This is a genomic window from Peteryoungia desertarenae, assembly GCF_005860795.2.
Lineage (GTDB): Bacteria > Pseudomonadota > Alphaproteobacteria > Rhizobiales > Rhizobiaceae > Allorhizobium > Allorhizobium desertarenae.
Genome location: NZ_CP058350.1, coordinates 1,641,108 through 1,665,859 on the forward strand (window position 1 = coordinate 1,641,108; position 24,752 = coordinate 1,665,859).

14 protein-coding genes and 1 tRNA gene are annotated in these 24,752 nt (G+C 57.2%); 7 read left to right on the plus strand and 8 right to left on the minus strand.

What is annotated here, in order from left to right; all coding sequences use genetic code 11:
• Positions 1 to 15: 15 nt before the first annotated feature.
• The 4 genes from FE840_RS07775 to FE840_RS07790 all read left to right on the plus strand — a co-directional run bounded on the left by FE840_RS07775 (position 16) and on the right by FE840_RS07790 (position 5,513).
• Positions 16 to 1,482: an FGGY family carbohydrate kinase gene (locus FE840_RS07775; RefSeq protein ID WP_171033652.1), complete on the plus strand. Its 1,467-nt coding sequence runs from the start codon at positions 16 to 18 to the stop codon at positions 1,480 to 1,482.
• Between the two features lie 23 nt (positions 1,483 to 1,505).
• On the plus strand, positions 1,506 to 2,456 hold the full coding sequence (locus FE840_RS07780; protein ID WP_138285417.1) for a sugar-binding transcriptional regulator: 951 nt from the start codon (positions 1,506 to 1,508) through the stop codon (positions 2,454 to 2,456).
• 50 nt (positions 2,457 to 2,506) lie between these two features.
• A complete protein-coding gene (locus tag FE840_RS07785) occupies positions 2,507 to 3,292 on the plus strand; it encodes an SDR family NAD(P)-dependent oxidoreductase (protein WP_138285416.1) in 786 nt (261 codons plus the stop codon).
• A 406-nt stretch (positions 3,293 to 3,698) separates the two neighbouring features.
• A complete protein-coding gene (locus tag FE840_RS07790; RefSeq protein WP_138285415.1) occupies positions 3,699 to 5,513 on the plus strand; it encodes a site-specific integrase in 1,815 nt (604 codons plus the stop codon).
• Between the two features lie 220 nt (positions 5,514 to 5,733).
• Here the strand turns inward: FE840_RS07790 and FE840_RS07795 are convergent, their stop codons facing one another.
• The gene (locus FE840_RS07795) at positions 5,734 to 6,777 is read right to left on the minus strand and encodes a hypothetical protein (protein WP_179028201.1); all 1,044 of its coding nucleotides are present in this window, start codon (positions 6,775 to 6,777) and stop codon (positions 5,734 to 5,736) included.
• Between the two features lie 380 nt (positions 6,778 to 7,157).
• Complete coding sequence (locus tag FE840_RS07800; protein WP_138285413.1) at positions 7,158 to 7,985, minus strand: protein NO VEIN domain-containing protein; 828 nt, start codon at positions 7,983 to 7,985, stop codon at positions 7,158 to 7,160.
• Positions 7,986 to 8,951: 966 nt separating this feature from the next.
• Between FE840_RS07800 and FE840_RS07805 the strand changes: the two genes are divergently transcribed.
• The 3 genes from FE840_RS07805 (at position 8,952) to FE840_RS07815 (ending at position 15,424) form a co-directional block, all read left to right on the plus strand.
• A complete protein-coding gene (locus FE840_RS07805; protein WP_246318869.1) occupies positions 8,952 to 13,352 on the plus strand; it encodes a RecQ family ATP-dependent DNA helicase in 4,401 nt (1,466 codons plus the stop codon).
• A gap of 392 nt (positions 13,353 to 13,744) precedes the next feature.
• Complete coding sequence (locus FE840_RS07810; RefSeq protein WP_138285411.1) at positions 13,745 to 14,497, plus strand: hypothetical protein; 753 nt, start codon at positions 13,745 to 13,747, stop codon at positions 14,495 to 14,497.
• 6 nt (positions 14,498 to 14,503) lie between these two features.
• The gene (locus FE840_RS07815) at positions 14,504 to 15,424 is read left to right on the plus strand and encodes a hypothetical protein (protein ID WP_138285410.1); all 921 of its coding nucleotides are present in this window, start codon (positions 14,504 to 14,506) and stop codon (positions 15,422 to 15,424) included.
• Positions 15,425 to 15,795: 371 nt separating this feature from the next.
• On the opposite strand, the gene FE840_RS07820 is transcribed toward FE840_RS07815, so the two are convergent.
• The 6 genes from FE840_RS07820 to FE840_RS07845 all read right to left on the minus strand — a co-directional run bounded on the left by FE840_RS07820 (position 15,796) and on the right by FE840_RS07845 (position 24,449).
• Positions 15,796 to 15,885, minus strand: a tRNA-Ser gene (locus tag FE840_RS07820).
• Between the two features lie 128 nt (positions 15,886 to 16,013).
• Entirely contained in the window at positions 16,014 to 16,823 is an 810-nt protein-coding gene (locus FE840_RS07825) for a DUF429 domain-containing protein (RefSeq protein ID WP_246318870.1), read from the minus strand.
• Between the two features lie 13 nt (positions 16,824 to 16,836).
• Positions 16,837 to 17,796: a DUF5655 domain-containing protein gene (locus FE840_RS07830; RefSeq protein WP_138285409.1), complete on the minus strand. Its 960-nt coding sequence runs from the start codon at positions 17,794 to 17,796 to the stop codon at positions 16,837 to 16,839.
• Positions 17,797 to 17,984: 188 nt separating this feature from the next.
• The gene (locus FE840_RS07835) at positions 17,985 to 21,227 is read right to left on the minus strand and encodes a type I restriction endonuclease subunit R (RefSeq protein WP_138285408.1); all 3,243 of its coding nucleotides are present in this window, start codon (positions 21,225 to 21,227) and stop codon (positions 17,985 to 17,987) included.
• Positions 21,228 to 21,243: 16 nt separating this feature from the next.
• A complete protein-coding gene (locus FE840_RS07840; RefSeq protein ID WP_138285407.1) occupies positions 21,244 to 22,353 on the minus strand; it encodes a restriction endonuclease subunit S in 1,110 nt (369 codons plus the stop codon).
• Entirely contained in the window at positions 22,350 to 24,449 is a 2,100-nt protein-coding gene (locus FE840_RS07845; protein ID WP_138285406.1) for a class I SAM-dependent DNA methyltransferase, read from the minus strand. Before FE840_RS07845 ends, FE840_RS07840 begins: the two co-directional genes overlap by 4 nt.
• Positions 24,450 to 24,752: the final 303 nt, after the last annotated feature.

The window sequence follows — 24,752 nt, forward strand, 5'->3', positions numbered from 1 at the left end:
CCGGAGCTCGACATGATCGCCGCCATTCTCGCTATCGACCAAGGGACCACCAACTCAAAGGCCGTACTCGTTTCGAGCGATGGCGTCATATTGGCGCGCGGGTCCTCGCCGGTCGGCATTTCGCATCCGCAGCCCGGCTGGGTGGAGCAGGACGCCAACCGTGTCTGGACTTCGGTGCTGGAAGCGATTGCGGTCTGCCTCATCGATGCGCCTCCGGTGTCCATCGCCGGGATTGCCATCTCTAACCAGCGCGAATCCGTGACCATCTGGGACGGTGAGACCGGTGAACCGCTCGGGCCAGTCGTTAGCTGGCAGTGCCGCCGCAGTGCACCGGTCTGTGCCGAGCTCAACGCCGCCGGTCATTCCGCCCGCGTCGAGTCACTTACCGGTCTGCCCATCGATCCGATGTTTCCCGGACCGAAAATGAAATGGCTCCTTGATAGCGCACCTGAAGGCAGGAAGCTCTGCCTCGGCACGATCGACTCCTGGCTTATCCACCGCTTCACTGGAGGAAAGGTGCATGCCTGTGACGCCTCCAACGCCGCCCGCAGCCAGCTTCTCGACCTGAAGGAAATGGACTGGAGCGATGAGCTTTGCACCCTGTTCGGCGTGCCCAAAGCCTATCTGCCGCAAGTTCATGACAGTGCCTCGCACTTCGGGGAGACCTTTGGCGTGCCGGGGCTGCCGGATGGCATTCCGGTGGCGGCCGCTATTGGTGACAGCCACGCCGCTCTCTTCGGTCATGGAGCCTTCGAACCCGGCGACGGAAAGGTCACTTTCGGCACTGGTTCTTCGATCATGACGACATTGCCGCATTTCATCGCGCCGCAGAACGGCATCACCACGACCATTGCCTGGTCGCTCGGCGGAACGCCCACCTATGCCTTCGAGGGCAATATTCTGGTCTCGGCCGCCTCGCTGCCGTGGATGGTGGAAATTCTCGGTCTCCCCGATGTCCAGGCGCTGGTCGATCTTGCGAAAACCGCGGAGCCGGAGGGACCGGGCTTCGTGCCGGCCTTTGTCGGTCTGGGTGCGCCCCACTGGCATGCCGATGCACGTGCCTTGTTCTCCGGGATCACGTTCAACACGACCCGTGCGCAGATGGCGCGTGCCGTGACCGACTCCATCAGTTTTCAGGTCCACGATGTCTTTAAGGCTATGGCGGCACAGTCTCCGGCGCCAATGGGCCGGCTGTTCGTGGATGGTGGGCCCAGCAAAAATACCTTCCTGATGCAATGCGTGGCCGATGCGCTTGTCCATCCGGTCATCCAATGCGATGCCGCCGAAGCCTCCGCGCTTGGTGCCGCCTATCTCGCGGGCCTGACCCTGGGTATCTGGGACAACCTGGAATCGATCAAGGCCTTGCCGCGCAAGACGACGACACTCGACGCAAAAAAGAGCGACTTCAGCAGGCGTCTGCTGGTCTGGGAAGATGCAATCTTCCGCTCGACCGTTACACCGACTTCATCTATGGGTGAATAAAAATTCACCCATCGGAGGGGTTCATGGGACGTCTCAACGAGCTTCGACTTATTGCCCGAGTCGCACAGATGTATCACGCCGAAGGCAAGCGGCAGGCCGAGATTGCCGAGATCATGCATATGTCTCAGGCTACTGTTTCGCGCATGTTGAAGCGCGCGGAGATGGAAGGGATCGTCAGAACGACGATCATTCCCCCGCCCGGGACCTTTGCCGAGCTGGAAATGGCGCTGCGTGATCGTTACGGCCTGACAGAGGCGATCGTCATCGACTGCTCGGAAGACCGTGGTGGTGCGATTATGGCCCGCATAGGCGAGGCGGCTGCGCACTTCGTCGAAGTGACCCTGCAGCAGGATGAAATCATTGGCGTGTCCAGTTGGAGCCAGACCATTCTTCGCATGGTTGACAACATTCATCCGCTGAAGACGGGGCGCGCGAAATACATCGTTCAGATCTTGGGCGGCATGGGCGAGGCCTCGGTTCAGACGCATGCCACCCAGCTTACTGCAAGGCTTGCAAAGCTCACCGGCGGTGAGCCGCGCCTGCTGCTTGTCCAGGGCATCACCTCGTCCCGGGAGGCAAAGCTGGTGATGCTGGCTGACCCGGTCGTGCGTGGCACGATGGACCTGTTCGGCCGTCTGACGCTCGCCATCATCGGTATCGGCGCCGTCGAGCCGTCCGAGCTGCTGGCCCGCTCCGGCAACGTCTTCTCCCGCCAGGAGATGGCGATGCTGCACGACGCGGGAGCGGTCGGTGAAATCTCGTTCCGCTTTTACGACCGAGACGGCAAGCCGGTCGAGACCCCGCTCAACGAGCGCGTCATTGGCATTTCACTTGAGGAGCTGCGTAAGGCCGACAGAGTGATGGCGCTTGCCGGGGGAGAATCGAAGACTGAGGCGATCGCCGGTGCACTTAGGATGGGCATCATCGACGTCCTAGTTACGGACAAATTCACAGCGGCCCGTCTGACGGCCTGACCCGCTGCTGGCGGATTGTCGGATCGGCTGCATCAATGAGGAGTAGGACTATGCAGCGTTTTTCCGGCCAAACCGTCTTCGTGACCGGTGGCAACAAGGGTATTGGGCTCGGTATTGCTCGCCGCTTTGCCGAAGAAGGCGCAAAGATCGCCATTGCAGCGATCGAGCCTGAAACGGTTGACGCCGCCCGACGGCTTGCCGAAGAGACGGGCGCCGAAACACTCGGCCTGCAACTCGACGTCACCGACGCCTCAGCCGTGCGCGCGGGCTATGCCGAAGTGGAAGAGCGCCTCGGACCTCTGAGCATCTCGGTCCAGAATGCCGGTGTGATCACTATCGCCAAGGTCGAGGATCTGAGCGAGCGCGAGTGGGACCTTAATCTCGACGTCAACACCAAGGGCGTTTTCCTCTGTTGCCAGGAGGCCGTGGCCCGCTTCCGCGCCAGTGGCACGAAAGGACGCCTGATCAACACGGCATCCGGTCAGGCACGTCAGGGCTTCATCTACACCCCCCACTATGCCGCCTCGAAGTTCGGCGTGGTCGGTCTGACCCAGAGCCTTGCTAAGGAACTGGCCAGAGAAGGCATCACTGTGAATGCCATTTGTCCTGGCATTATCCACACCGAGATGTGGGATTATAATGATCGGGTCTGGGGCAAGATGCTGGGCGACTACGGCCCCGGCGAACTGATGGCCGAATGGGTCGAAGGCATCCCGATGGGCCGCGCTGGAACACCCGCCGAAGTCGGCGCGCTCGTCGCGTTTCTAGCATCGACCGACGCGGCATACATCACGGGACAGACAATCAACGTGGACGGCGGACTGATCATGTCGTGAACTCGAAAGTCGGCTGCCGGGTTGGCAGTGAATGAAGGCTGCTGGAATGCGTGGCCGCCAGTAGAAGATGTTTCCCCGGCGGATAAGATTTTCGACCCCGTGGCGGACTGCCATGACGAAGACACCCTCAATCAGGCCCGAAGGTCACCCCGTGCCGTTTTCGGGTTGGGTCTCACCTTTGGGCATCAGTTTTGGGCATCAGGTCGCCGATGACGCCAAAACGGGATCCGGCACGACGGAAAAACATGAGAATCTAAGCATTTTGGGAGAATTGGCTGGGGAACCTGGACGATAATCCAACTTTCCTCACGGCCTTGATTCACTTCAACATATTGCCAGGAAACAGCTTTCTCGTCTAGAGGTGTTCCGGTTTACTGTTCCGGTAAGCTGTTCCGGGAGCCCCCTGATGACACGACGCTCAAACCTCATTCGCCGCGAAGGCGGCACCTACTATGCGCGGATCTACATCCCTGCGGAATTGCGAGATCACTTCCCGAGTGAGGACAAGAAGATCTCATTACGGACCAAGGACGAGGCGACCGCCAAGGTTCGTCTCAATGCCGAAGTCCAGAAGTGGGACGTCGTGTTCGCCGACATGCGCGCCCGCCGGCAGTTGAGCGATCAGGACAAGGCGGTCGCCGTGTGGGAGCACTATGAGGGGAGGCTGAAAGAGGACTCAGAGAGGCGGCGCTCGATGCCGACGGATGCAGACCTTGAAAGGGAAGCTGCCCTGGTCTGGCAGCGTATCGATCGCGGCGAGATCCGGTCTGATGACATGGTAAGCATGATCAACGGCTATGCAGACCTGGAGCTCCTCAAGCGCGCTCGGCAGGACGACGCTAACCTTCGTTCTCGTCGGTTGACGGCACTGAAGCGAGATCTCGCTGCCGGCAGGTATGCCCTGGTCGAGAAGGACGTGCATCATTTCATAGAGCGGCATCAGCTGTTGGTGGATGACGGATCCGAGCAGTTTCGCGAACTCAGCGCACTCATGATGCGCGCTGATATCGAGGCCCTTGAGCGGACGGTGGAGCGAGACGTTGGCGACTACTCCGGGAGACCCAAGGATCCCATCGTAAAGCCGGCCTTCGCCAAGCCCCGCGAGACTGCTGCGCCGGGCCAATCAGTTATGGAGCTGTTCGAGGTTTACGCTCGCGAAAATCCTCGCAGCGTCACTCCCGACACTTTGGCCCAGGCTCGCCGCGATATCGGCCTATTCGTCGACCATGTCGGCACGACCTTTCCAGTGTCAAAGATCGATAAGAAAGCTGTCCGCGAATGGAAGGCACTGCTGATGCTCTATCCTGTCAAGGCGACTGAGACAAAAGAGTTCAAAGGCATGAAGCTCGCTCAGATCGTCGCGCACAACGAGACGGTCCGGAAGTCGGTCCTGAGTGTGAACACCGTGAACCGCTATCTTTCTAACCTTGCCGCCTTCTGCAGCTGGCTCGTCGGGCATGGATACATCGATTACAATCCAACCGAAGGTATGTTCTTGGCCAAGGACAAGCGGAAAAAGGTTTACCCATTTACGGTCGACCAAATGAACGCCCTTTTCCGGTCGCCGTTGTTTATAGGGTGTGCAAGTGACGATGCGCCGCGGTTCTGGAACAAGCCGGGTGATGTCAGGATCCGTGACCATCGATACTGGATACCTTTGATCATGCTCTACTCAGGCGCCCGGCCCGGGGAGATTGCACAGCTTGGCCTATCAGACGTCCGGGAGGAGCGGCAGACCTGGATCTTTGATATCACCGAAACCGCAGATGATGGCGGCGACGAAGCCAAAAGGTTGAAGACTGAAAGTTCTCGGCGTGTTGTGCCGGTCCACCAGGAGCTGATTGAGCTAGGTTTCCTCGACTACCTGGCGGCAATTCGAGACGGCGGACACACGCGCGTTTTCCCGCTCGCAGTCCGGAACGAGCGCGGGCAGATGTTATCCGATTTCAGCCGTGACTTCGGTCGATACCTCGAGAAGATCGGTCTCAAGAATGGTCGCGGCCTGTCGCTCTACTCTTTCCGTCATGGTGCCTTTGATGCGATGAGACGCGCCGGCTACCTTGATGAGCAGTTCAATTTCATCTTCGGACATGTCAGCACCGGTAATCGTGTGACCCAGGGTTACGGGGTCTTGACGCAGGGGGTGCTGGAACAGCGGTCGGAGCTGGTCAACGCGATCGCCTATCCGGGGCTGGACTTAACCCACCTGGTTGTCAGGTAACGGCTGGCACGGTAATGCGCGTTGAGCAGGATCTAATTTAGAACTATTTCTGTCTCTGCCGAGGAGCTTGAGGGGGCGCGGCCCGCGCGCCAACCCTTGAAACACAAGGCTACTGACCAGGCTGGGTCAGGGCAAACCTAGTAACTGCCTTACATTCCCTATACCAACTAACTTAGAACCGAATGGAGAGAGGGAAGCCGGCGCCACACAGACACGGGAGTCAAAGCCCAGAGGCGAAGTCGGCGGCGACGCGGTTGCCGAGACGTCGGAGTGCCTCGCGGACGCGCTCACTCAGGTCTTCGTAAGCGATGAACGTGCCGTCACGTCCTTTTGCCTCCTGGAGGCCTTTCGGCATGCGCAGTCCCAACCTCTTCATTGTCCCGCGTTCGGATTTCCGAAGGTTCAGGCGGTGAGCCACGGACTGCTTGTCCAGAGCTGAAATGCTGAGGTTCCCGGCCTGGCGGAAATTCGTCAGACGCTGCTGTGCTCTCCATGCGTGGATAGCCTCTGAAGCTCGTCCTCTAGCGGCCGACTGTATAGGGAAAGTTGGTAGCATGAAGCGGAAGTATCGCCCCTGGAAGGTTGTGAAGCTCACGCCTGCCAGCTTGTCGAAAGCTGACACCCCGATCTGCTTGATCTCCCAGGAATTCAGCGTCACCTCAATGCGAGCGCGCCTCAAGTCCTGAGGCAAGTCCACATGGGTTCCGGCGGCGCGGTTCTGCTGGTCAACGGTCTTGTCCATGACCCGCCAACGAACGTCAGCCTTTTCAGCACCTATCTCAACCGTTCCGTCAGTGTATGGATCTTGCCGGGCGGCGCCGCTCCCATCGACAAGCTGTAGGACCTTACCGCGGCCGCCCCAAACGGTTCTGGGTCGACTGAGCCCAGCTTCCAGATAATCGCGCTCCACGACCAGGTGGTTAGAGAGAACGCGCATAATCGTCGCCCTGGCTAGATCATCCGGGCTGCTGGGGGTGAAGTCGACGCTGATCTCGATCCCGAAAAGCGTCGGAGGCTCTGTGAATCCGAACTTGGCCTCGAGGCGAGCTAGGGCTTTCCTTACTTGGAGCACTGCCGGCTCCTGAACCTTTATCGTGAACGTCGTAGCTGCTTCATTCCGCAGCGGTCGGTCGTTTTTGACATAGAGCCTCCGATCGAAGAGATCCTCGATCTCCTTTTGAAGCCATTGAAACTGACTCGACCTGTTGAGTTTGACCTCCACCGTCAACCAGTCGATGACTGCCCGGGCCTCAAATTCACGCAAGTCCACCTCGGGGACCAAGGCGTAGCGATTGCGCAATCGCTTCTGGCCCATTCCCAAATCTACCCGGTAGTAGTGTAGCAAGCCAACGACTGCCGGCGTCTTGATGCTTCGCAATGGGATCGACAGCACCGGCGTTCTAATACTCATCACTGATCACTCGCATCCGATCACATGCTCTATCCCTAAGACCTTCATGCCATAATGCGTAGGTCCGCTCGGGCACAGTGCGCCTCTCCAGCGCCCACAACTATCTGATGGTATCTCTTTGACTCGGAGAAGCTCAGGGGCGCGCATTGCGCAGCCAGGTGCAGTTGCGCGTTATAAGTGAATGACGCTCGTCCACGGGTGGCTGTGACGGCCTGACGATCGTCCAAGTGGTGCTAGTTAAAGGTGGCCTGGAAGGCCGTCGCAGTCAAAGACACATGCGCTGTGAGCGGAGGAGCGATCTCAAAAGCTCTCGGTTCGCGCGAGAAATTCCAGAGTCGCAGCAGCCGCCATTCGCTCGGCCTCTCCTCGGCGACCGCGAGCTCATTTCTGGAGATGTGAAATGGGGTTCGATCCCATCCGTTCGTCGTCTTCACTTCGATTAACCTCGATCGCCCATCAGGTGTGAAACTTAAGATGTCAAAGCCGGCTCCATCGCCGTCTTCTTGCGAAACCCATCTGACAGCTCGAGAAAGGTCTTCGCGTCCGGCTGACCGGAGAACAGAGCGCTCGTGGCGAACGACCATCTCCTCGCCGGCGCGTCCCAATGCTCGGTTTCGTTCGTCTCTTCCCGCTACGTCAAACTTCCGCGCGATATGCAGGGTCTTTTCAAGCTCCTCGGGAGGCGGCTCGTTGGACATCGTCGGTGGAGGCCCCACCCAGAGCTGCGGTGCCTCCTGGAACGCCCAAGGGGCAGTGGTATCGCGGATCAGCCATTCTCGGTTTCGAGCTAACCATCGCACCACCACGTCGACAAGTGACATTTGGAAATTGAACGCTGGCTTGTAGCCTGGGAGCCAGGCTTCGCCGAGAGACATCAGAACCGCACTAATGTTTTGGTGCTTGAATTCGATGGCGCCACGTCCCCGATGTATCAAGGTTTGGAGTCGTCGATTGTGCTCAGCCTTGTTGTAGCGACTTCCTGCGAAATCCTTCGCGAGCATCGCGAAGTAGTCTGAGACGATCAGATCATTCTCAATGTCTGTCCAGTCACCCTTTGCCATTAGTCCCCAGTAACCACTCGTCGGAGCGTTGTCCCCGACCGTTTGCAGACACTAGGCTTACGCCAAGTGTATGGAGTCTGTCGATCTGTCCTACCGATGGAGGGATAGATCAGAGGCGCGAGTGAATGCGCTTGCGGCATGCACGCCATTGTTGTTTCATGAGAATACCGTCAACTGATCCATGGCGCCGCCTCGGCTCCAGAAGGAATCAGGGAGGAGTGGGCGGACTGGGAGCGCTAAGGGGCACATAAAATAGGCGATATAGCTTCTCTCTTCATTGACCGATGCCTTTCGATTGATCTTGAGGTGAATCCCGAAAAGGCCGAGATATTTGCCTTCGCGGCCGTTCGAGGCCGCGACCAGGAAACGGTTGTTTTCAAGAATGGAGATCGCCAGGCCGCTTTTGATCAACTGGAGAAGTTAGCGTCAGAGGCCGAGTTTATGCTCGGGCACAACATCCTGCGTCATGATCTTCCTCATCTTGCTGCAGCCAGGCCTAGCTTTGGCCGGCTCTTATCGAAGCCTGTCGATACGCTTTGGCTGAATCCGCTGGCTTTTCCGCGTAATCCTTACCACCACCTAGTCAAGCACCATCATGATGGAAGGCTTCAAGCTGGGCACATCAACGATCCAGAATTGGACGCCCGCCTTGTTCTACAGGTCCTGGCTAATCAGATAGAGGCATTTAAGGGCCTTGCTGATCGCGCGCCGGCGATCCTCGAAGCCTACCACTATCTCTCGACCTGCGCACCAGGAAGTGCTGGATTCGACGAGTTTTTCGCTAACTTGCGCCGCGCTGCCCGCCCTACACCTTCGGCCGCCGAGCGATCGATCCTACAGCTCCTGGAAGGCCAGGCGTGCGCAGCCCGAGTGCAAGATGTATTGCAGCGCCTGTCCTCGCCCCACCTTGGGTGGCCAATGGCCTATGCGCTCTCCTGGATCTCCGTTGCTGGCGGAGATTCTGTCATGCCACCCTGGGTGCGGGCGCAGTTCCGTGAGGCCGCTCAGATCGTCAGGCACCTTCGCGACAAGGCGTGTGACGACGTCCGTTGTCAGTGGTGCCGTGAGAGAAACGATCCAACGAAGGCGCTGTCGCGCTGGTTCGGGTTTGACGGGTTTCGGGCCGAGCCGAAGGATGATGCCGGTCGCCCCTTGCAAGAGCGCATAGTCGCAGAGGCAATGGCTGGCCGATCGGTGCTCGGCATCCTGCCGACTGGCACTGGCAAATCTGTCTGCTATCAAATCCCAGCGCTTTCACGGTTCGACAAGACCGGCGCTCTGTCTGTCGTGATCTCCCCATTGGTGGCTCTTATGGCCGATCAGGTCCAAGGTCTTGCACGACATGGCATCTCCAGTTGCGTGACGATCAACAGCCTCCTGTCACTGCCAGAGCGGCATGCAGCACTAGATCAAATCCGGATGGGTGAGGCAGCGATCTTGCTAATTTCGCCTGAGCAGTTGCGGAATCCTTCCGTGCGCTCGATCCTGTCACAGCGGGAGGTCGGCTACTGGATCCTTGATGAGGCTCATTGCGTGTCGAAGTGGGGACACGATTTCAGGCCGGATTACCGCTACGTATCCCGGTTCATCCGCGAATACACCGGAGATCGGGAGCCGGCACCCGTCATCTGTCTGACTGCAACGGCCAAGCCTGAGGTGGTGCGTGACATCAGGGACCACTTCCAGGCCCGTCTTGGAGTGGAGCTGTTGCTGCTCGACGGAGGGGCAAAACGTGACAACCTTGCCTTCGAAGTTCAGGAAACCCATCGCAGCCGGAAACTCGCAGACATCCTGGACACGATCGAGCGCACTCTTCCACAAGAGGGTGTGTCCGGGGCGGTTGTGTATTGCGCGACGCGTGCTGCAACCGAAAGAGTCGCTGGCTTCTTGCAGCAGCAGGGACTGGCCGCTGATTATTTCCATGCAGGACTGACACCTGAGCGCAAGCAAGAGACCCAGGAACGCTTCCGGGTCGGTGACCTCAGGATCATTGCCGCAACAAATGCTTTCGGTATGGGGATCGACAAGCCCGACATTCGGCTTGTGGTTCATGGCGATATTCCTGGATCGTTGGAAAACTATCTGCAAGAGGCAGGACGCGCCGGGCGGGATCGCAGTCCTGCCGTATGCGTGTTGTTGTTCAACACGGATGATGTCGAGCGGCAGTTCTCGCTCAGCGCACGCTCACGTCTCGCACGTCATGAGATCAGTGGGATCCTTAAGGCGCTGCGTCGCTTGGATGCGAAGGGTAAGCACGGGGGCGGAGTTGTTGCCACGCCTGGCGAGATCGTTCGCGAGGACACAGCGCAGGAGTTCGAGCGCGACAGTGCGACCGACGACACAAGGGTGAAAACCGCGATCGCTTGGCTTGAAGAATCCGCCTTGCTGACTCGCGACGAGAACCGCGTGCAGGTGTTTCCCTCTTCTCTGCGAATTCGCACCATGCAAGAGGTCGATGCCATTCTGACAAAGGCTGAGATCACCGGATCGCGGCGCAAGCAACTCATTGCTCTGGTTCAGCACTTGATGACGGCCCCTTCGGATGCCGGAGTATCCACTGATGAACTATCCGGTGCGAGCGGCCTAGCAGGTGGTGCTCTCCGAAAAGCATTATCCGATCTCGAAACCCTCGGCATTGCTACTGATGACACCGCGATCACCATGTTCGTGCACGTTGGCATTGAGGGTGCTTCACGACATAGATTCCAGCTAGCTGCGTCTCTGGAGACTGCTCTGATTGCAGCTTTGCGCGAGAATGCGCCGGATGCCGATAACGGTGAAGCATACCCCCTGCACCTTGCAACGACCTGTCAGATGCTTCGTGACCAGGGTCACGCCACCGTTCGCCCGGATTTGATCGAAGCGCATCTTCGCAGCTTCGCCCAGGATGGGCGTGATGAGGAGGGCGGACGTGGCAATGTGCATTTCCAGAAGCTGAACAGGAGCACATGCCTAGTGCGTCTGCAGCGATCCTGGGAGGTGCTGAGCAAAACAGCAGAGCTCCGACGACGTGGATCAGAATTGCTGTTGCTGCACCTCGAGGGGCTGATTCCCAAAGGGACGCGCGGGAAAGATATCAGGGTCGAAACGACGATCGGCAAACTGCAAGGCGCCATAATGGGAGATGTCTTTCTGAAAGCATCTGTCCGTGATGAAACAAAGCTCTTGAGCCGTGCGCTGATGTGGCTTCACGAGCAGGGTGTCATCACGCTCGGGCGAGGTCTCACGATCTTTAGGCCAGCAATTACAGTCAACTTGCGGCCTGGCGCAGGTCAATTCACGCAGAAGGACTTTTTGCCGCTCGAAGAGCATTACAGCGAACAAACGATTCAGACCCACATTATGGCCGCCTACGCGTCGCGTGGGCTCATCTCTATCGGTGAGGCAGAGCGACTTGCATCCGACTACTTCCAGCTGGAAAAGGAGATCTTCCTGAAGCGGTGGATGTCCGATCGATCGGGAGAACTGCGTAGGCAAACCACACCAGAAAGTTGGCGTCGGATCGTCGATGGCCTTGGCAGTCAGGCGCAATCGAAGATCGTTGCGGACGACCGTGAGCAGACCAATGTGCTGGTGCTTGCCGGCCCAGGCTCCGGCAAGACACGCGTTTTGGTGCATCGCGTTGCATATCTGGTTCGGATCCGGCGGGAGGACGCGCGCGGTATCCTGGTGCTGACCTATAATCGCCATGCTGCTGTCGAAGTTCGCAAGCGGCTGAAGGACCTGATCGGTGACGACGCAGCAGCGGTGACCGTATCGACTTGCCACGCGCTGGCCATGCGGCTCGTGGGTGCCAGCTTTGCCAGGCAGATTGACACAGATAGGGAGCTCGACTTTGACAAGGTCGTGGTGGATGCCACTGCCTTGCTCAGAGGAGACGGCCTTCAGAAAGAAGATGCCGAGGCACTGCGCCAAACTCTGATCGAGGGGTATCGATGGATCCTGGTGGATGAATACCAGGACATTGGTCCTGAGGAATATGGGTTGATTGCAGCGGTGGCCGGCCGCTCCCTGGATGACCAGGATCAACGCCTCAGCCTCTTTGCGGTCGGGGATGATGACCAGAACATCTACGCCTTTGCTGGTGCTTCGATTGAGTTCATCCGGCGCTTTGAAACGGACTACAACGCCAAGCCGACCTACCTCATCGAGAACTACCGTTCGACCGCAGCGATTGTTGCTGCCGCCAACCGGGTCATTGCGCCAGCTGCGGGGCGAATGAAGGCAGAGCATGATATCCTCATCAATAGGGCCCGAGCAAAAGCTCCCGCCGGCGGCAGGCTTGCAAATCTCGATCCTGTAGCGCAGGGACGGGTTCAACTTTTGCACTGCGGCACTGACGGACAGGCTCAGGCCGCAGTGGATGAGCTGGTTCGATTGTCACAGCTGGTGCCGGATTGGTCCTGGTCAAAGGCCGCAATCATCGCACGGGAATGGCGTCTGCTGGAATCGGTGCGAAGCTATTGCGAGGCGAGCGGCATTCCGGTGCAGCTTGCGAGCGAGACCTTGCCGCCTTTTTGGCGCCTTCGCGAAGTTCGAGCTTTCCTCGCCTTCGTGAGAGCAGCACCTGCCAAGATGCTGACAGTCGCACAGATGCAGGAGTTCATCGCCGCACAGACAGCGAACTGTTGGTGGACGATGATATCAGATGCCTTGTCGGAGTTCAGCCTCGAGTTGGACGGCAAGGCCGTTCCGGTCGCCGACCTTGTCGAAATGCTGGCGGAATGGGCGCGGGATGCTCGTCAGGAGCAACGTGGCCTTATGCTCCTGACCGCGCATCGAGCTAAGGGGCTCGAATTCGATGATGTGGTGATTCTGGATGGCGGCTGGGATAGGAACTCGCGTGGGGAAGATCGGGACGCACCGAAGCGGCTTTTCTATGTCGCCATGACTCGCGCTAGGCGCAGTCTGGCTATCATGACGACCAGAGAACAGCACTCGCTTATCGGCCCCGATTTGCAAGGCACACTGCAGCGGCAAATCACGGCCAGGACCGATCAACGCAGCGATCGCTCTCTCCGCTATCAACTCGTGGAGCCGCAGATGGTGGATCTCTCTTGGACAGGTCGGCAGAGCACATCACATCCGGCGCATGCCGCCTTGGCAAAACTGCAAACTGATGATCCTGTAAAATTGACTGAGAATGATGGTCGGTGGCTGATCCAGAACGCGGATGGCGTGACAATCGGGCGGATGGCCAAAAGCTATCGACCGCCGGATGGGCTATACTTCATTCGAGGGTCAGCACGGGCCATTATCCAATGGCGCAAGGTCGACAATGGCGAGGAGTTTCAGGAAGCTCTTCGCCAAGAGGTTTGGGACGTGGTTCTGCCCGAGCTCGTATTCGGAGGCGGGATTGTCCCTTAACCTATCCGCTTCGGGGGGCGGGGGAACAATCGAAAGGTCCGCTTCAGTTTTTGACCCAATGTTGCCGAGGTGTATTTCGCCCGAACTAGGAGCACTTGAGCTTACCAGCATCGTCTGAGCTTCCGGATCGTCGCCATGGGATCTCCAATCGATGTTGAAGGTCACGCGTAGGATGCACTCCATGCACCTGGAGGGGTGCCAAGGTTTATCCCTGCACTAGAGAGCCGTCATGGATAAAGCAAGACTCTTGACCGTCCTCGGTTACACGAGCATACCGATCATGAACTGCATTTTCATTAGAGCCGACCAGGGCCTTTATTTTTTTCTCTGGCCGTGTTTGATTCGCAAGCGAAACCAATCGGCTCAAAACGGCGTCACCATTGAGTGTTCAAATGAATTTTCAGCAAGATGATACAGAACCTTCCCAGGAGTTGCAGAGGAAGGAGGTCGCCGAATGGGTTTACAAGTTCTTGGTAGAGTCGGATGAGCCAACGAAACCGGTCCTTTTGTCCAAACTGGGCGGACGGATCACAAAAGAGTTCGGCAGGCCGGTAAGATCACTTCTCGGTAGAGATAAAACACTCTCACACGTTTTAACCGAGCACCTTGAAGGGAAGATAGGATTTATAGGAAGTCAGGGCACACTGTCAGTATTTGTCGACGAGTCGGCAACGGCGCGTCGTGATGCACCACTCCCCCGCCTAAACAAAGTTCTTTGGGCCGCATTCTTCAGACCCATAAAGGAAGGCGAAAGGCGGTTTATAAGGCTCGCACCGGAGGTCCACTTTTGGGATGCCCCTGAGGATTCAGCGGCACCGTCGCCTGGATGGGAAGAAATCGAGCCGCACCGCATTCCTCCGGTTGAGTTGCCTCTTCCACAGCGGAATAGAGCTGCCTACAGTGCAATCGAAGACTGGTTCAAACTTCGAGGCTACAGCCTTCAGGACCACTATCATAGGGAAGATCACCCGCATGCGCCTAGGCCAACTGATGTTGCCTTGCCAGCCAAGCTTCCTCCATCAGCGCCGCGCACGGCAGATTCGAATGGAATTGAGGCCCTCCGGAATCTTGTATTGTCTATACCTGAAAAAGATCGAAAGAACTACACTATAAATTTGGATCTTCTCTCTGCCCTATTGCAGTAGTCGCCGATGGCAAATACAGCGGTTGTTCTAGCGGGAGTTCCAAGCGCGATCCACAGCGTTGTGCTGGCCGATTTGCGATCGCGTTATTCGACAGGTTATGTTTTCCGCGTGGCATCGTCACGACGCCACAAGGATGAACAGGCTCACTACATAGACAACGAAATCGATGCAATTCTGGAAGCTTCCCGCGACGCCATCTTCGGAGAGAAGAAGCGGCCTAGCAGCTTCTGTCGAAACCCGAGTCAGCAATGCGCGCTGAACCATTCCGCAGGAAAGCGCTGCGCCCTAAGTGAAGGGCAGACCTGCAGTCTGGTAAAGCCAGATCATTTTTTCCTGCTGTTTCAGCCGGGAGAGAATGCAAAGAAGTTGCAGGAGGTATTCCACTACTCACCGTTAGCGATTCCCCTCAGCAGTCAATGCTACGGTCGAGCTAGTCGAACCGTCGAGGCGGCCGTGGAAGCTATTGGTCGTGGCTTGGCAGCTGTAAAGCACCTGAAAGACAACATGAGTTCATTGAACTCCCCTTACCTGCTGCCCCCCATCAACTATGGAATGGGTATCGACAAGCTCTTCAAAATCGACTTCGACATAGACAAGCAGCAGAAGAAGGCGAAGAACTTTCGAGTAGAGCGTTTTGCCGGAGAAGATCGCGCATACAAAGCAAAAGGGGACTTGCGGTTTAGCCCGACTTCCACCGAAATCCAGCACGGCAGCGCTGGCCCTCAGGATCGTGCGGACATCGCCTTGACCCGGCACTTTAGGCTTGGGTGCACCTATGAGGATAAATTCCATTTCGATGTGACGCGAGCAGACGGACACGTTCACAAAGGACGAACGACCCTTTTTTGCCGCCAGAACGGGGAATGGAAACCGGAAAAGAAAAATGCCAACTTGTTGGTAGACGATTGCATGAGAGGAAACGGTTAAAGCCCCGTAGCTTTTCAGCTCGAGGCTTTCCGAATTCGTGAGAGTGAATGACGAATTTTCAGACGTGAGTCTGGTGCCTAGTCTACTAAATCCCCGGGCCCGTAGGATCCAGCATCTATGGATGACATTCCGCTAACCACCCCTCTCAGAACGATCCAAAGCTCAGCTATGGCTCAGTTCAAAGCGGCAAGCGTGAGGTCCACTTCGTCTAATCAACACATTACATGTCTAAGTGTGCCCGACTTGTCAAGAGGCATGCGCAAAAAGCGTTCTTTCGGCCCAATTGTGGCGCCAGCGTGCCTAAAACTCCCTTAGCGTATGGGCACCCGACACTTTCGTCACAAAGGGAACAGAGAAAATTGAGAACCCTGTGGCGGAGAGGGTGGGATTCGAACCCACGATACCCTTGCGAGTATGCCGCATTTCGAGTGCGGTGCTTTCGACCAATCAGCCACCTCTCCGGTCACATTGGTCGGCGCTCGTTGGCGCGGGCTGTCTCATAGCGGCTGTTCGGGCTTACAATTCTACAAGCCAGGCACAGAAAATCTCCTTGGGAGTGGCCGCTGCGTGCCGGCAATTCACGATCGCACTATCTAATCGGCACATCCCTCTTTCGCGCGGCTATGGCCAGTCGCTCGTGGATGCCGCAAAGCGCCGGAGCAATTATGTATCCGCTGACCAGGTCACCGATCATGACGGATTGCTCACGAGGGGCCACGAGCCAGTGTAAACCGACGAGAGCACAGATCATCGCATCGATTTTGTCCTGGTCGGCTTTAGTCGGCGTCAGGTTCGCTGACACGGCTGAGCACCAAAGTTCTAGATGCTCTAGGGCGTTTAGTGATCCGAATACCCGGATTGTCTCCGCTACGGAGTGCCAGTGGTCCAGTTGAAACATGCGTCTGTTGGCGGGATTGTATTTTGGAGCCCCCAGGCGCTTGCAATAGGCGCTATCGATAGCAACTAGGGCAAGCGCGGGAAATACCTCGATCAGAAACAGCCCTGTCGATGCAGTCCGTGCCGCGTCTGGGTCCTCAAAAGCGCCAATCGCATGCTTGAACCGCCAGATAGGTGCAGCGTCATCGAACATACCAAGCTTCGACCGATTGGCCGGCTGCACTCCACCGCCAACCCAGGAGATCAGAGCTCCCGCCACTTTATCGACGGGACGTGAGCCACTGAGATTTGGAACGATGGTCGGCTGATCTAGCGCGACGACACACTTGTCGACCTCAAGCCTTTCTGCATGAATAAGCGCGGCGGCTTCACTAAATGAAGCCAACCTCGGCTCCATATGCAACCGTGCGCCGTGTGCGTCGAGCCGGATAACACAAATTGCACCTGGCGCTTTTGGATTGTCGGTCCAGGCTGAGTCGAAGCCAACAACGGAAGTGGTCATCGCTGCCGCAGCCTCACCCACCCTCATACGCCCGGCGCAACAGCGGCTGCGCCTTCTCGAAATCAGCCATAGAGCGGAGCATGATTTCCAAATCACCTGTCCCATGATGTCCGATGTTCGTCACGTCGCGCGAGAAGTCTTCCTCCAGCTCGACGGTTGACGGATCGAGCCTCACATAGGCCGCGATGCTGCGGGCCTGCGGATAGATCTGCAGGCAGGTAAAGTTCTTGATCCGTTTGAACGCGGTATACTGCTTGAGCTCCTTGACCTGCACATCGTCGCCAAGACCGATCAGGAACTGGTAGGCGGCGTCGAAGATGTCGCGGAGCTCGCTCGATGATTGCGCCAGGCGATAGGCTTGTCGTTGCGTGAAGTATGGATCAGGCTCTTCACCTGGCGTCTCCTCCACAGTTACGCCGGGAGTGTCCGGCAGTGTCTTCGGAGCCTGCCTTGTGCTCACGCTCGCAGTCTTCGGTGCATGCACCAGCTCCAGCATCAGCAGATCCTCACCGAACCGGCGATAGCGGATAAGCTCAATGTTGCGGGCGATCTGCTTGACCGCGTGCTCGTCGTAACGGGTGAAGTCCCCGGCGATGCAGATCAGTCGAGGCGCGGTCCACTCGACGGCATTGGCGGCATCGGCGCCCAGCCGCTCCATCACCATCCACTGGAACTCCTTGCGGTGATCGAGCAGCCAGTCGAGATAGAACAGGCCCTGGTTGATGACGTTCTCGTTCACCGAGCGCTTGTATTCGATGATGACGGGCGAGTTGTCCTCATCCAGACCAAGCGTGTCGATGCGGCCGCCATGCACGGGACCGGTCGAATGCTCCGTTGCCAGGAAGCGGATGCCAAGCAGCGCCTCAAGATTGGCCTCGAACAGCACCTGCAGGGACTTCTCCACCTGCATGGCGGTGCCCGGCAGTTCGGTCACCTCAGCACCCCCAAAGTGAAACAGTTTGATATCGCTCAAGATTCACCTCGGGTGTGACCGCAGATTGTGCTCAAATTTCTAATCGCTTTGTCGCCCTTGTCCAGATAATTTGCCGGTGCGCGGCGAAACGCGAAGGTCGGCTTGAGGTGGGATGGGAGAGTTAAAACCCCTTTCGCAGCCGGATCGCTAGCTCTAGCGCGCTCTCGACAGCTTACACGCATGAGTCGTCAATGCGAGGTCGCAAACCCGGCGTAGCCGCTCGGCCTGAAACTGTGCATGAAATGCTGGAAGAGAACATCAGTCTTCTCGTCCAAGTCGCCTTCATCGTATTTCGAGGCCGGTAGCCCAGTCCTGTCATCATAGAGCAGATCATAGATCTGCTGGCGCAAGTCGTCGCGGGTGCTCTGCTTTTCGAAGAGGTCCTGAACCTCCTCCATGCGGCGTTGGATGGCTTTCAGCACTTCCACTGAGACAGCCTTGATCTGCCGGATCTCTTCCTTTGTCAGGTCCTCGCGCATCAGCAGGTCGAAGATTGGCTTCTGCTCCTGCGTCAGACCGAGCGCCACATGACTTTGCGCCTCTGCCTCGAGGTCCGCTGCGATCCGCATCAGCGCTTCGAAGGTGGCTTCGATCGTGTTCTTGTCTTTTTCCTTGTTGTAGTCGTTGATGATCTGGCCAAAACGATCCTGGAAATCTTGTAGGGTGGGATTGGCCGCCAGCATTTTTGCGAGCCGCTCCTGAAGAACAGTGCGCAGATCCTGGACATCGCTGGCTTTGCGTTCGCTCTTGGCGAACTCTCGGCGCAGCAGCTCGAAATTCACCTTCGAGATATCGAAAACCTTATCGTCAGCGCTGTCCGGACGGATATCAATAGCCTCGCCAACGATGGCGTTGAGCTTTTGGATGATGGCGGACGTATCAGCAGCAAGCTTGTCTTCCTGCAGCGAGGCATAGATGTAATTGATGGCCTGAAAGTCCGGCTTGTATCGCTCGACCTCCGGAAAAGTCAGGCAGGATTTGTATTTTCGGAAGACAGCGCGTGCGGCGATTTCGAACCGTTTGCGGCTCTCATCGTTCGCGTTGATCAGCTCCTTGGCGTCTTTCAGCGCCTTGAGTTTGTCGAATCCGATTGCTTCGTGCAGTCGATCGAGTTCGAAGCCATCGGCCTGCAGCCCCTGACGGACGATATGGATCGCTTCCGCGAGTTCTCCGAGCAACGCCTCTTGAGGGTTGAGCGGATCGACGACAGGCTCGTCGCCTCCCTCGCCAAGCGGTCCCTTGCCACCTGTATGTCCGGCGAACGTCGCCAGCGCCTTCCGGAGGTTTTTCAGGATGCCGCAATAGTCGACAATCAGACCGTTGTTCTTGCCTTCCTTCACTCGGTTCGCTCTTGCAATCGCCTGCATCAAGGTGTGCGCCTGCAACGGCTTATCGAGGTAGAGCGTGGAAAGGGACGGCACGTCGAAACCGGTTAGCCACATGGCGCAAACGATCACGATGCGGAACGGATGATCTTCCCGCTTGAAAGCGGTTTCCACATCGAGGCGTTTCTCGATCTCGCGACCTCCAACGACTTCTTTAACGGTGAAACCGTCCTTCATCCGCTTTCTGTGCGGGATAATGTCGAGACCCCAGTTTTTGAACTTCTTGATCTCGTTCTGCTCGTCGCTGACGACAACAGCCATCTCTGTCTTGCGCATCCAGTCGATTTGCTGGCTGCGGAGCACGCGTTCCTGATCGTTAGAAACATGCGCCAGATCCTTTTCCAGCTCTGCTAGCCGTGCCTGCCAGGCGTCGGAGATGAAGTCATACATCCGCACAGCAGTTATCTTGTCGATGGCAACGAACATCGCTTTGCCACTCTCCCAATTCGAGGAGAAGTGCCAGGCGAAATCGCGGGCAATATGGCGAAGCCGGGGTTCGGCAGTCACCACATGATATTCACGCTTCAGATCGTCTGAAAGCTTTGCAGCGACGTCTGGGTCATCGATTTCTGCATCGGCAATGGCTGCCGCAAGCTTCTCATTGAGGTCGCCGCCCGTCAGTTGCAGCTTGTCACCGCGCGCATCGTAGTAAAGCGGCAGCGTAGCGCCGTCCTCAATGGCGTCCTGAAAGTCATAAGTCGAAAGGTAGGCACCAAAGACCTGCTTGGTGATCTGATCGTTCGAGAACAACGGCGTGCCGGTGAAACCAATGAACGCGGCATTGGGAAGCGCTTTGCGCAGGTTTAGCGCCAGCGTGCCATATTGCGACCGGTGCGCCTCGTCGGTCACCACAATGATGTTGTCACGGTCCGAGTAGACGCCAGCCTTGGCCTGGTCATCGGTGAACTTCTGGATCATGCCGAAGATCACCTTCTTCTGCTGGCCCAGCAGATCCCTCAGCTCCTGAGCAGATCCAGCCCGGCAGGGGTCCTTGTCGTTGTTGGCAAGATCCACGCTGGCAAAGGTCTTGTAGATCTGGTTGTCCAAATCCGTCCGGTCTGTCAGCACCAGAAATGTGTAATCGCCGCCCAGCTTGCGATGCACCTTCTGCGTGAACAGCGCCATCGAGAAGGATTTGCCCGACCCCTGCGTATGCCAAAACACGCCCAGCTTGCCCTTCAGAGCTTGGCGATTGGCGACCGCCTCGACCGCGCGATTGACGCCAAGGAACTGGTGGTTCTTCGCCAGAATCTTCACTGGTCCGTTCGCGGAATCGGCAAAAAGGATGAAGTTCTCGAACAGGTCCATGAACCGGCGCTTGTCGCAGACCACACGCAGCAGTGCTTCCATCGGCAGCATCTGGTCGCGCTGCTCGGCCTCGTCCAGTTTCAGCCAGTCGGAAAAGTGGTCGTAATCCGCGCTGATCGAGCCAAGTTTCGCCAGATCGCCATTGCCGAGAATGACAAAGGCGTTGAAGTGAAACAGATGCGGCACCGCGTCCTTGTAGTCTGACAGGTTTTCGGCATAGGCGCGTTTCAGGTCTTTGTCCGGACGCTTCAGCTCGCAGAACATCAGCGGTAAACCGTTGACGAAACCCACAATGTCGGCCCGACGACGGTGGGCATAGCCACGCACCCACAATTCGCGGACTGCCAGAAAGTCATTGTTCTCGGCATTGTCGAAATCAAACACCCGCAGGCGTTCCATGCGCTGCTCGCCATTTTGGCGGAACTTCACCCGCACGCCATCACGGATCAGCGCGTATTTGTCCTGGTTGATATGCAGAAGCGATTGCGAGCCGAAAATGTCGGTGATCTCACGCAGCGCCTGCACATAGGCTTCCTCTGGCAGACCTGGGTTCAAGCGAAGCAGCGCCTCGGAGAGATAGCGCGTCAGCACCACGTCCTTGTCGGACTTTCGGCCAAGCGTGCCTTCTGGGCCGAAAGCCTCCTTGTTCCAGGCCGTGACAACCCGCCAGCCATGCTCAGCCTCGAGGTATTCGGCAATCGTTTTTTGAACAAGGTGATCTTCGGTGAAATCATTCATAGACAAGGACTACACTTTAGACGGGAATACGTCCATCCATGAGGCGCGGGAGCAGCAGGTCGCGGGCGCGGGTAAGTTTCTGGTTTTGGGCGCGGAGAAGTTGAACTTGGTCATACAATTCGGACGCTCGGTGATTGAAGTCCGCGAGAATATGCCCTTGCGGTAGCAGATGCATAACTTCGTCCAGTGCCGAACGCCTAATATGCTTCATAGTAGCGCCAACTGCCTTACCCATAAACACCGGCATGCATTCCCGTATCGCAACAAGAAGGAACGCCGCGGAAAAACCCACACTTGGCGTTACCTTGAAGAGGTGTTGGTTCAAATAGGCGGCGCCTGAATTCCAGAAATCGACTGCCAAGGTTCCGGACCAAGAGAAGATAAGGTCGCCATCATTTAAAAGGTATTTATCAGGAACTTCACTTCCCTCATACCGTGGTGTCTTTTCCAGAATTCCCGCCTTCAGCTCAGGGATTTTGACGATCGGAAGCCCGTTCTCGCCAAGATGGCGTGGTTTGAAAGCAAACCCATTCAGATATTGTGCCATCTGTGCGAATGAGCAATGTGTCCACCCCTCCGGCAAACCATCAACAATCTTTGCCGTCTCATGGCCGGGAAAGCGGAGGTGGACGAACCATTCGCGGTAAAGTAGCCGCGCCGCCTGTTCCAGCAACGTAATCCGCCGCCGGTTGTTCTCAATCAGGTCGTCATAGGCCGAGAGGATGGAGGCGATGCGTTGTTGGGTGGGGAGGTCAGGTTTTTTGATCGGCTGACCGTGGATATGATTTCTGTTCAGCGTGGGATTTGAGTTGCCGGTGTCAAATCGATCCAGGTTGAGCGTTCGAAGAAAGTAAGCAACGAATTTTGCATCATTGCCTTTAAGGTCTTTGCTCCAAAGCGTTGTATCATGTGGCCAATAGTCCGTTTCGCAATAATAGACGGTTCCGACAGAACCCTTCCTGCCAACGATAACTCCGGGACCCTTTACCTTCGCAACGTTGTGGTAGCTTTGGACACCGGAAGACGAAATCACCGGAATTTGACCGTCCCTCTGCTCCGCCTTTGTGATGTCGAAGCCTCGCTGGAGGAGGACAAGGTCTTCGAGGGTTGCATCTGTCCAAGTCATACAAGCAACTCTTCGAAATTCTTCGCAATCACCTCGGCCAGTTCCGCCGCCTCGGTGTTCAACCCGTCCAGTTCCAGATGGATTTCGCGCAGCACGTCTTCGAAATCGAACTCATCATCCTCGACCTCGGGCGCGATACCGACATAGCGCCCCGGCGTCAGGCTGTAATCGTTCGCGGCCAGTTCCGCGTGATCGACCAATTTGACCAACCCCTGCACATCGCGCAGCTCGCCATCCGAAAAGCGCGATAACAGCCAGTGGGCCTGGCCTTCAAAATAGCGGAAGCGTTTAAGGCTTCCCGTCACAGTCAGTTGCACCGATGGATCGCCGGTCAAGACAATGCGCGCATCAACGATCGCTGCCAGCAGTTTCTTGCCGTCGGAGCCGAGCTTGCGCACCTCTGCCGTCACGCGCTTGGCTGCTGCCTCGCCGCTCTGCTCTGCAATCTGCTGTTCGCCTTTGGCCGCCAGCGCCTCTTGCGCCTTTTGCAGTAGTTTGAAGAGTGCGTCGATTTCCTTAATCAGCGTCTTGGCCTTATCGCCCACTGGCTGCATGGCTGTGAGCCGCTCATTCAAGGCGGCAATCTCGGCTGGAGCGGCAATCAAATTTGCCGCGGCGGCTGCAAACGCGTCGCATTGAGCACGCAGCTGCTGGGCAGCTTCGATGGGGGCCTCCTCTGCGTCGAGATGGGCAACGAAGAAGGCAATGGCTTCGTCAACCGCTCCAAGCAGGCCGGTGAAATCCGCCCCTACGGCCTCAGCCCGCGCCGTTTCCACATAATCCTGCACAAGCGCCGTGAAACGCTCTGTCTGGCCACGATAAAGCCAGGTGATGGCAGTGAGATTGCGCATCTGCTCGGGCGAGAAGTCGTAGACCTTGCGCGTGACCTTGCGGAACACATGCCGCGCATCGATCATCAGCACCTTGTCACGCAGATGTTCGGGCTTGGCCTTGTCGAAGAACCAAAGCTCGCAAGGCACCGTGCGGGTGTAGAAGAAGTTGCCCCGGAGGGCGATCATGATGTCCACGTCGCCAGTTTTCACCAGTGCCTGACGAACCTCCGCCTCTTTGCCACCTGCGGATGAGGCCTGCGAGGACATGACGATGCCGGCGCGCCCGCGATTCGACAGGTAGGAATGGAAGAACGACATCCAGATATAATTGCCGTTCGACACCTTGCCCGTCTTGTTGACGCCGGGCAGACCGAAGGACAGGCGCTTGTCGTCCTTCATCTTTTCCGCGTCGATTTCATCAACGTTAAAGGGCGGATTCGCCATCACATAGTCGAAGGGGCCGTGGTCCTGATGCGGGTCTTCGTAATAGCTGATCGCCTTTTGGATATCGCCATCCAGCCCGTGAACCGCGAGGTTCATCTTGGCGAGCCGAATGGTGGTTGGGTTCTTTTCCATACCATAGAAGGTCAGCTGCTCGTTCGGATTGGCCTTCATGGCTTCCACGAAATGCGCCGACTGAACGAACATGCCGCCTGAGCCGCAGGCCGGGTCGATAACCTTGCCACGGGTGGGCTCGATCACATTGACGATGGTTTCGACGATGCTGACAGGGGTGAAGAATTCACCGTTGTCATGCGCCTTCTGATCCGCAAACTGAGTCAGAAAATATTCGTAGATACGACCGAAGACATCGCCATCGGCCTTCTGCAGCGCCGGATCATTGAAGATGCGTAGCACCTGACGCAGCACGTCGTCATCAAGCTCTGCATATTCCTGTTTGGGAAGCAGACCCTTCAGCGTCTCGTAGTCAGCCTCGATGCTCTCCATCGCAGCGATCAGAGCCGCAGCAGCACTTTCTCCTTCCGGCAGACCGACCAGCGTGTCGAACTGCGCCTCAGGCCGCAGATAGATCGAACCACGGCGTGAAAAATCTTCCTTCGTCAGTTCCCGAACCACGCCGCCTCGGCTTGGAAGGGTCGGGATGATTTCCTCACGAACCTTCAGGAATCGGGAGTAGGCATGGCGCAAAAAGATGAGGCCCATAACAGGCATGAAATACTCATTGCTGGCGAAATTCGAGTTCGCACGAAGCGTATCTGCCGAACCCCAGAGGCGCTTTTCGACGTTAGTAATCTGATCCACGAACCACCCATTGCATGTGCTTTTGCACGGTCTTAGCCCGCAATCGGAGTCGATTCCAGTTCAACCTATGATCAGAAGGGATTGGCCGATGCTGTGCGCTACCTCCCTATGCGTGGGGCGATCGACTGCACCACAGCGCCTGGTTGCCTCAGGGGATGTTGCTGGCTGAATCCGGCCTGCTGATCGATGTCGAGAGCAGCGCAACCATGCAGTTCGAGCATATGTGTCGATTTAAGCCGCCAGCTGGACAAATGGCATGGCGGCCAGCATTAGTGCCCAAATCCGCCCAGTAAAACCAGTTAC